Below are 9,093 nucleotides of genomic sequence, written 5' to 3'. Positions count from 1 at the left end.
AATAAAGGCGACACTGTTGAAGTTACCTTTGAAGATGAAAACGGTGGCAAACATACGGTGACCTTAGAAAAAGGTGACAACGGTTGGACATCAGATACACCGGCTTTAATTCCAGACAGCAATGGCGATAAAGCAACGCTCCCTGCGGATAATGTAAAAGACAACAGTGAAGTGACCGGTGTAGCTAAAGATCCAAGTGGTAATGAAAGTGATCCTTCGACTGTAACTTCAAAAACAGATGGTGTTACCGATGCCCCTGTGTTGACTATCCCAGAAGTGGCCGATGGCTATGCAAATGCGGATGAGCTGAAAGACGGTTTACAGGCCGAAGTCACCTTACCAGCAGGCACCGTGGAAGGCGCAGAAATTACATTAACTATCACTCGTCCGGATAAATCCACTGAAACAGTTACACACACTGTTACGAAAGATGAAGTAACAGCGGGTAAAGTGTCAATGGATATTCCGAAAGACGCAGTACAAAACGGCCAAAACAGTGTTGATGTCAGCTTAACTCAAGGTAATAACCCAGCCAAACCAGGGAATAAAGTGGAGTTTGCTGTTGATGGACAAATTCCGGGGGATACTGACGGTGATGGCACCGTAGATACAACACCGGTGGTGACTATTCCAGAAGCGGCAAACGGTGTGAATGCTGATGAATTAAAAGACGGCGTACAAACTGAAGTGACCGTACCGGGTGGCAGTGCTGCAGGTGACACTTTGACACTGACTATTACCAAACCTGATGGCACTACTGACACCGTTGAACACACACTGACAGCGGATGAAGTAACCGCCGGTAAAGCGAATGTCACTATTCCAGCGGATAAAGTGACAGCGGACGGTAACTATTCAGTTACTGCAGAAATCACCGATCCTGCGGGCAACACCAGTGGAAAAGGCCAACCAACGGACTTTACTGTTGATACGCAAATTCCGGGAGACACTGACGGTGACGGCACTGTAGACACAACACCGGTGGTGACTATTCCAGAAGCGGCAAACGGTGTGAATGCTGATGAGTTAAAAGACGGCGTACAAACTGAAGTGACCGTACCGGGTGGTAGTGCTGCGGGTGACACTCTGACACTGACTATTACCAAACCTGATGGCACTACTGACACCGTTGAACACACATTGACAGCGGATGAAGTAACAGCCGGTAAAGCGGATGTCACTATCCCAGCGGATAAAGCAACTCCGGATGGTAATTATTCTGTTAAAGCAGAAATCACTGATCCTGCAGGTAATACCAGTGGTCAAGGTCAAGCAACCGACTTTACTGTCGATACGGTTGCACCATCGGCACCAGTATTAAATGCGGAAGATAACGGCTCTGTTTCCGTTGAACTGCCTGGAGATGCCAATAAAGGTGATACTGTTGAAATTACGTTTGAAGATGAAAACGGTGATAAACAGACTGTAACAATGGAGAAAGGGGATAATGGCTGGACATCTAGCGATCCTAATTTGATCCCAGACAGTCAAGGTAATAACACTACTATTCCATCTGATAGTGTAAAAGATAACAGTGAAGTGACCGCAATTGCTAAAGATCCAAGTGGTAATGAAAGTGATCCTGCAACAGCAACGTCTAAAACAGATGTATTGCCAACAGTGAGTATCAGTGTTGATACAACATCAACAAATGCTAACGGCGACAAGATTAGCGGAAATGCTTCTGTTTCTGGTGATGCAATTGACGTTCCAGCAACCATTGAAGACAACGATGATACTACCGGGTTAGTGTATACCGTTGCTCTGGATTATGCTGCAGCACAAGATGTGACTGTAACCATAACCTTAACAAATGGTGCGGGTTATGCGAGTGCACCGGATTATTCAGCGCTTGCTGGTTCTCAGCACGACGGAAAAATTGCCCTGCATGGTGACACTGGCAAAGTAACGTATGATGGTGCATCAACAGTAACGGTTGTGATCCCTGCTGGCTCTAAGAGTGTTTCATTTATCGTTGATCCAACAATGGAAGCTAACCAAAATGCCTTCAATGCAGAAGGTATGGAGAAAGTACTTGCAACCATTACGGGAACATCTAATAACGCTACAGCTGTAACCGAGACAGTAAATAATGCAGGTGCTTCAGCAACTGGTGTTATTTATGATGGTAACCCAATTTCATTACGTAATCTGGATGGTGATTTTACGCTGAAATATTCATTATCATCATCTAAAGCGGGCACAGGTGATTTTGGATATACCATCGGTTCGACTAGCGGTGATTCTGACCCTATGTTAACAACTGATTATAACGATACAATTTATGTCGGTTATTATCAGGATGGTAGCGAAACTTCATCATACAGCAATGTGGCTAACTCACAGGATAATGGGCCTGATGGTACAAAAACAGATGGTAATCAAAGTATTACAACTGTTGATTTAGGGGCTGGCGATGACCTGATGGTGGTTCGCGGTAATATGTTAGCCAATACCCGAGTCTATGCTGGTGAAGGTAACGATACCTTTACTATGGATGGTATGAATACGGCGTTGCGTGTTATGTATGCTGGTAGTTACCTCTTTATGGAATCAGGGAACGACACGGTTACCATTAAACGCACTGGGGTAACAAATGCTGGTCAAATCTATCTTGGCTCAGGCAGTGATACGTTTACTCAAGGGGATGCTAATTCTCAAAATAATACCGAATTATCCGGTTTATTAGATTTGGGTAGCGGTATTCAAGGTCAGTCAAATCTGCCAAAAGAGTATCTTGCTATTTATCAGGATGGTAGCGATTTAAGTCTGGGTAATGACACTAATATTGACGCAGTTACGGATGTTAATACCGTCACTATTTATGGCTCTGTATCCGGTGAAATTTTAGGTGGATATGGTAGTGATAATATCACTATCACTAAAAATCTGACTGGTAATGTTTCTGTCGGTGATAATGCAGATACTTTAACTGCTGGATGGATTTATGGTGGTGCTACTGTTTCTATGGGGGATGGTAATGATACTGTTACCGTTACTGAGGGAGCATATAACGCCACTATTTCACTAGGGGCTGGTGATGACGTATTTGATTCCACTAGTGCAACTTTAGGTTCAGCTGCGACAACCATTGATGGTGGTGAGGGGAATGACACAATCAAAATTGGCACTATTTCAAATGGTAATATAACCATTGATGCGGGTGCTGGTGATGATATCGTTGTTCTGACAAAAGACTATGATACCAAACCTATTGGTAATCAAGGTTCCATTAACGGTGGAGAAGGTAGTGATACTCTGGTTCTGGCAGGTAATATTTCTGTCAATCTGGCGACAGGGAAGAATGAAGGTATTACTGGCTTCGAGAAAGTGGATATGACTGTTGGCAGTAATCTGAAAGCAGACAATTCAGCTCAAACCATTAAATTAACCGTATCGGATGTATTGGGTATAAATGACAATTCAACGCTTTATATTTCCGGTGATGCCAATGATAAAGTTGATTTAGGGGCTGATGATGCAGGAAGTTTAGGAACATTTACTGCAACGGCCACAACTGTTAAAGCAACGGCGTTAGATGGCACTGAGCATACTTACACACTTTATAGTAGTGCAGGTGGTGCTAATGTCTATATCGATAATAATATTATCGATAATGGAGGGGTTATTTAATTATCTGTTGTAATTAAATCTAAGGCTGCTCATTCGAGCAGCCTTATTAGCCAATCATAAATTTCTATATTTAGATTGTATTTTTTATTAGAGGTAATATCTGTGTTTTCTATAAATAAACTCAAAATAATAACGTTTGTTATTTTTGGAGGCGTATTATTTAATTCACATGCAAATTCTTTAAAATACATATTAAATAACTCATTAAATAATGCGCCAGAGTTATTAGAAGCTAAAGCCGATATAGATATATCTGTTGCAAGAGTTAATCAAGCTAGAGCTCAACATTTTCCCGTAATAAGCGTAACTGGAAATAAACTATTAGGGCAATATCATCGTGATGAAAGTGATTATGATAATAATAGTTTTACTCCAGGGCTAAGAGGGGAGCTAAATCTCTATTCTTTTGGTGGAATAGAAAATGATGTTGAACGTAATGAAAAAGAACAGCTTTATTATCAATTTAAATATAATGAAACCAAAGAAAACGTCGCTTACACCATATCAGACCTCTATTTAAAAGCGTTATTAGCTAAAGAATCTATTGCGGTAAAGAAAAAGAGTTTAGATAGACATAATAAGATTATATCTGAATTAAATGTAATAGCTCGTAATGATGAAGGGCGTGTTTCTGAATATGTTCAGGCAGAAGCAAGAAAAATATTAGTAGAACAAGATATTAATTATTATGAAAAAGAATTAATGACAACGTTAAGTACGTTATCAAAATATACTGGATTTCCGGTTGGAGAGAGTGATCTTGTTAATCCTTTTTCTGACATGACAGTCAGCGATATGTACAGAGATTTTACTGCGGAAAGTAATAATCAAAATCCTGCCTATCTTGTGAGTCAGGCTGATATTGATGCTAAAAAATTGGGCGTTAAAGTTGAAAATAAAAAACAATTACCGAAAATTAATTTAACTGGAAATATAACTAAAGATGATCGTCAGATAGGCATTGATGTGACATGGGATATTATTAATTTTTCATCATTATATTCTATTGATGAAAAAGTAAGCCAGTTAAATGCTGCTCAACAGCGAATGGATAGGGTTATTCGAGATATTGAAGAAGCAAGACGCTTATCTGTAATTAATATTCAAAAAAGTACTCAAAAATTAAAGATATTAGATGCACAAATTTTATCATCGACAAAAGTCGTCGATTTTTATCAATTGCAATTTAATGTTGCTCGCCGTTCTTTGTTAGATGTTTTGAATGCAGAAAAAGAGCTATCTGATGTTGAATTATCTTATGCCACCACATTGAGTGATCTTAGGTATGGAATGCTTGATTATTTATATGCGCAAGGAACACTTTCTCACTGGGCACTTAATTCACTCGCACATTAATAAATTAAGGTAAATATTGTAGTTATGAAATTGATCATAGAAGGTCTTTCTCTTACAACTCAGTTATTAGGCACACATTTATCCGTGGCTACACTGACTGCGCATACAATCCGTACCGCAAAGATGGGAATTGATTTTTCATCACTGGTTGAATATCTGAAGAGTGAAGGATTTGAAAATACATTATCACAACGCTTGTTGGATGATATTCCCTCTCTGGCTATGCCAGTCTTATTATTATTAAAAAATGAAGATAGTGCTGTTTTAACAGAAATTTCATTTGATGAAAGCGGACAACGTAAATATAAAATTCAGCAAATCGATGGTTTATCTGTATGGTTAACTCAAGCGGAATTAAATGAAAAGTATTTAGGTTATTGTTGGTTTATTAAGCCTCGTATTACAACAGATGTACGTTCAGAGTTGCCTGAATATACAATGCCTAAAGCATGGTTTTTTAAAGTTATATGGCGCTTTAAAAAATATTATTATCAAATTATTCTTGCCACTTTTGTAATTAATTTTCTAGCACTTGTTAGTTCATTATATGTCATGAATGTTTATGACAGAGTAATACCAAATAAGTCATATCAAACTCTCTGGGTTTTAAGTATTGGTGTAATTATCGCGATCTTATTTGAATTTACAGCAAAGATGATCCGAGGGCGGTTAACGGATATTGCGGGTAAAAAGGCTGACCTAATTATCAGCTCGGCTTTATTTAGAAAAGTGACAAATCTTAAATTACAGGAAAGGCCTATATCATCTGGCTCCTATGTTAATAATTTACGAGATTTTGAATCTGTCCGTGATTTTATGACGAGTGCAAGTTTATTAACATTAGTTGATATGCCTTTTTTAATTTTATTTGTCTCTGTCATTGCACTGGTTGGGGGAAGCTTGGCTTTGGTGCCACTTACGATAATTCCACTGGTTATTATTATTGGTCTTTTAGCTCAGATCCCTTTATCAAAATATATTAATGAATCAATGAAGGAATCGTCACAAAGACAGGGATTAGCAGTAGAAGCGATTGAAGGCATAGAAACGTTAAAAACGAATAATGCAATGAATTGGGCTCAAAAGCGTTGGGATTATTACACAGCCAAAACCGCTTCTTCATCAATGAAAGTTAAAAATATCAGTAATTTTGTTATTTACTTTGCGGTTATGATGCAACAGTTAAATACGATATTTTTAGTTATTATCGGTACTTATTTGATTCATAGCGATGATCCCGCCAATAAAATTACGATGGGGGCGTTAATTGCAACGGTTATTTTGTCTGGTAGAGCGTTATCACCATTAGGGCAGATTGCGGGTTTAGCTGTGCGCTTTCAACAGGCCTGGGTCGCCTTAAAAGGTGTAAATGGTATTGTTGAGCGACCTTCAGAACGTGAACCTGATAGGAAATATATTACGCTAAAACAAATGAATGGAAATATAAAATTCCAAAATGTTTCATTTGCTTATAGTCAAGATACTAGCAGTGTAGTGAAAAATTTATCATTTGAAATAAAGCCGGGTGAAAAAGTTGGAATACTCGGACGTATTGGTAGTGGTAAATCAACGACTTTAAAATTAGCAGCCGGACTCTATCCAGCAGAACAAGGAGGCATCACATTAGATGATGTCGATATTCGCCAAATAGATCCTCATTATTTGCGTAATCAGGTTTTGTTGTTAGAACAGGAGCCAAGATTATTTTTAGGTAGTTTAAGAGAAAATCTTGATTTAGCCCGTATGGATGGTTTTTCTAGTGATCAAGATTTGATTGTGGCATTGAAGCGATTTGGCTTAGACAAAGTCATTAAAAAGCATCCAAGAGGATTAGATATGTCCTTGGGTGAGAATGGTTTGGGTCTTTCTGGTGGGCAAAAACAAATTGTTGCTTTGGCTAGAATGACGTTGCGAAATCCTAAAGTGGTTTTACTGGATGAACCAACAACGGGACTTGATCAATATTCAGAAATTCAGGCATTAAATGCCATTTCAGCATGGTGTCGTGCAAGAACATTATTGGTTGTTACTCATCGACCTCAGGTTCTGAGTATCGTCAACCGAATAATTGTTGTTGATAACGGTAAAGTGGTGATGGATGGCCCCAGAGATGCGGTCTTACAACAGTTAGCTAAAAATGAAAAAGAAAAACAAATAACTGTTCACTCAAAAGCCAAAACAGATAAGTAAGATTGAGAATGTTGAAATGAATGAATTAAATAAAAAACAAGTGACATCGCCAAGTCATCCTAAAGAGGCTTTTTCTAATAAAGATTTAGCATTGCTCAATGACTTACATGCGGCACTTCAGCACGAAAAGCATCATAAGAGCTTTATGATGATCACAATGTTACTGATTTTTTTGATTATTTTTGTTATTTGGGCGTGGAACAGTAGCCTTGAAGAAGTGACTCGAGGCCAAGGTAGTATTATTCCCAGCAGTCGAGAGCAGATCATCCAGACATTAGATGCCGGTATATTAAAAAGCATGGAGGTAAAAGAAGGGGATATTGTTGAGAAAGGACAAGTATTGTTGACTCTAGATGATACCCGTTCATCGGCTATTTTAAGGGAAAGTGAAGCGAAGGTTGATAATCTGGAAGCTATTCGGGCAAGACTTAAAGCGGAGGCTTATTCTACTGAACTTAAATTTCCTGAGGGATTAGCTACTGATTTAGTGGCGCGTGAAACAACCGTATACAATATACGTAAAGAGGCACTGGAGTCAGGGATAGATAATTTACAAAAAAGTAAAGCCTTATTAGACAGAGAGATTGCAATAACAAGGCCTATTGTTGCACAAGGTGCGATGTCAGCTGTGGAATTATTGCGAATGGAGCGACAGTCAGCCGATATTCAATCTCAGATAAATGAAAAGAAAAATAAATATTTAACGGAAGCAAGTGCTGAGTTAGTTAAAACAGAAGCAGAATTAGCTCAGGCAAGGGAAAATATGGCGGGGCGTGCTGATCCGGTTGAACGTGCATTAATACGAGCTCCATTAAGAGGGATTGTTAAGAATATACGTATCAATACTGTTGGTGGGGTAATTTCTGCGGGGCAGGATATTATGGAAATTGTTCCATTAGAAGACCAACTATTAGTTGAGGCATATATCAGCCCAAGAGATGTTGCTTATGTTCGCACAGGAATGCCAGCATTAGTTAAACTGACTGCATATGATTACGCTATTTATGGTGGGTTGGAAGGTGTTGTTACTTTAGTTAGCCCTGATACATTACATGATCAAAAGAGACCCAGTGATTTAAAACTAAACCAAGATGAAGCGTTTTATCGTGTGCTAGTCACCACACAGAGTAGTCATCTTACTGATAAAAATGGAAAGGAATTACCTGTTATTCCTGGGATGATTGCGAGTGTGGATATTAAGACGGGTGAAAAAACAGTATTCCAATATTTGATTAAGCCAATAACCAGGATGAAACAAGCATTACAAGAAAGATAATTCTATTTTTAATCTCATGCAGTCTTGTTCGTATAATAAGGCTGCATGAGAAATAATGTTTTCTGAGAACAATAAAAGTCATCATTCAATAAAAGGATTTTCTCATTTAAAGGGATATTGAAAATGATGAAGTGTAGAAAGCAAAAAACCAGCCTTAAGGCTGGTTTTTCTAAAGATGGTGCCCGAACTCGGAATCGAACCAAGGACACGGGGATTTTCAATCCCCTGCTCTACCGACTGAGCTATTCGGGCTAACGAGGCGCATTAAACCGTATTCAGTGGGATGCGTCAACGTCTTTTTAATAAAAAATGCAAAAATAAGTTTGTTTGCTTTCTTTTTATTCTATTCAAGTTTAATTTTTCATCATAAGCTATTTTGGGGTAAAAAATGCTTAAATAACAATCAGTAAAGATATCCATTTTTTTGCATATCAAAGCGAGAACTTTCTCTTTTTTTGATGATTTAATTTCTTTTCCGCTGCTCTATAGAGAGAAATTAAGGGAGCGCGAGAAAATAACTCATTTCTTTTGTTTTCTAACACTCAACAGTGACTGCACCCCGCCCTGTCGGGCGAGGCTTCCCACTTCTTAGACCGCAACCGTCTGTGTGACGGATTTACGCTGGCCTCCATGGGCAG

At 38.6% G+C, this 9,093-nt stretch carries 4 protein-coding genes and 1 tRNA gene; 4 read left to right on the top strand and 1 reads right to left on the bottom strand.

The window, feature by feature from the left end:
* The 4 genes from DK858_RS18360 to DK858_RS13450 all read left to right on the top strand — a co-directional run.
* A partial coding sequence (locus DK858_RS18360; RefSeq protein WP_228407321.1) for a beta strand repeat-containing protein occupies nt 1-3,633 on the top strand: 3,633 nt, incomplete at its 5' end.
* A gap of 102 nt (nt 3,634-3,735) precedes the next feature.
* Complete coding sequence (locus DK858_RS13460; protein WP_109397862.1) at nt 3,736-4,989, top strand: TolC family protein; 1,254 nt, start codon at nt 3,736-3,738, stop codon at nt 4,987-4,989.
* Nucleotides 4,990-5,013: 24 nt separating this feature from the next.
* Nucleotides 5,014-7,179 (top strand): type I secretion system permease/ATPase, encoded by a 2,166-nt coding sequence (locus tag DK858_RS13455; protein ID WP_109397861.1) that lies wholly within the window; start codon nt 5,014-5,016, stop codon nt 7,177-7,179.
* A 16-nt stretch (nt 7,180-7,195) separates the two neighbouring features.
* On the top strand, nt 7,196-8,455 hold the full coding sequence (locus DK858_RS13450) for an HlyD family type I secretion periplasmic adaptor subunit (protein ID WP_109397860.1): 1,260 nt from the start codon (nt 7,196-7,198) through the stop codon (nt 8,453-8,455).
* 176 nt (nt 8,456-8,631) lie between these two features.
* On the opposite strand, the gene DK858_RS13445 is transcribed toward DK858_RS13450, so the two are convergent.
* Nucleotides 8,632-8,707: transfer RNA gene (locus DK858_RS13445), tRNA-Phe, on the bottom strand.
* Nucleotides 8,708-9,093: the final 386 nt, after the last annotated feature.

Origin of the sequence: Proteus faecis (assembly GCF_003144395.1) — a bacterium.
GTDB classification, from domain to species: Bacteria; Pseudomonadota; Gammaproteobacteria; order Enterobacterales; family Enterobacteriaceae; genus Proteus; species Proteus faecis.
The sequence above is the reverse complement of the archived record's forward strand: the minus strand, read 5'-3'. Positions and strand labels throughout refer to the sequence as shown.

Bases quoted from the DNA above. Each gene is read 5' to 3' on its own strand.
- DK858_RS13455 (WP_109397861.1), top strand. From the start codon at position 5,014: ATGAAATTGATCATAGAAGGTCTTTCTCTTACAACTCAGTTATTAGGC.
- DK858_RS13450 (WP_109397860.1), top strand. From the start codon at position 7,196: ATGAATGAATTAAATAAAAAACAAGTGACATCGCCAAGTCATCCTAAA.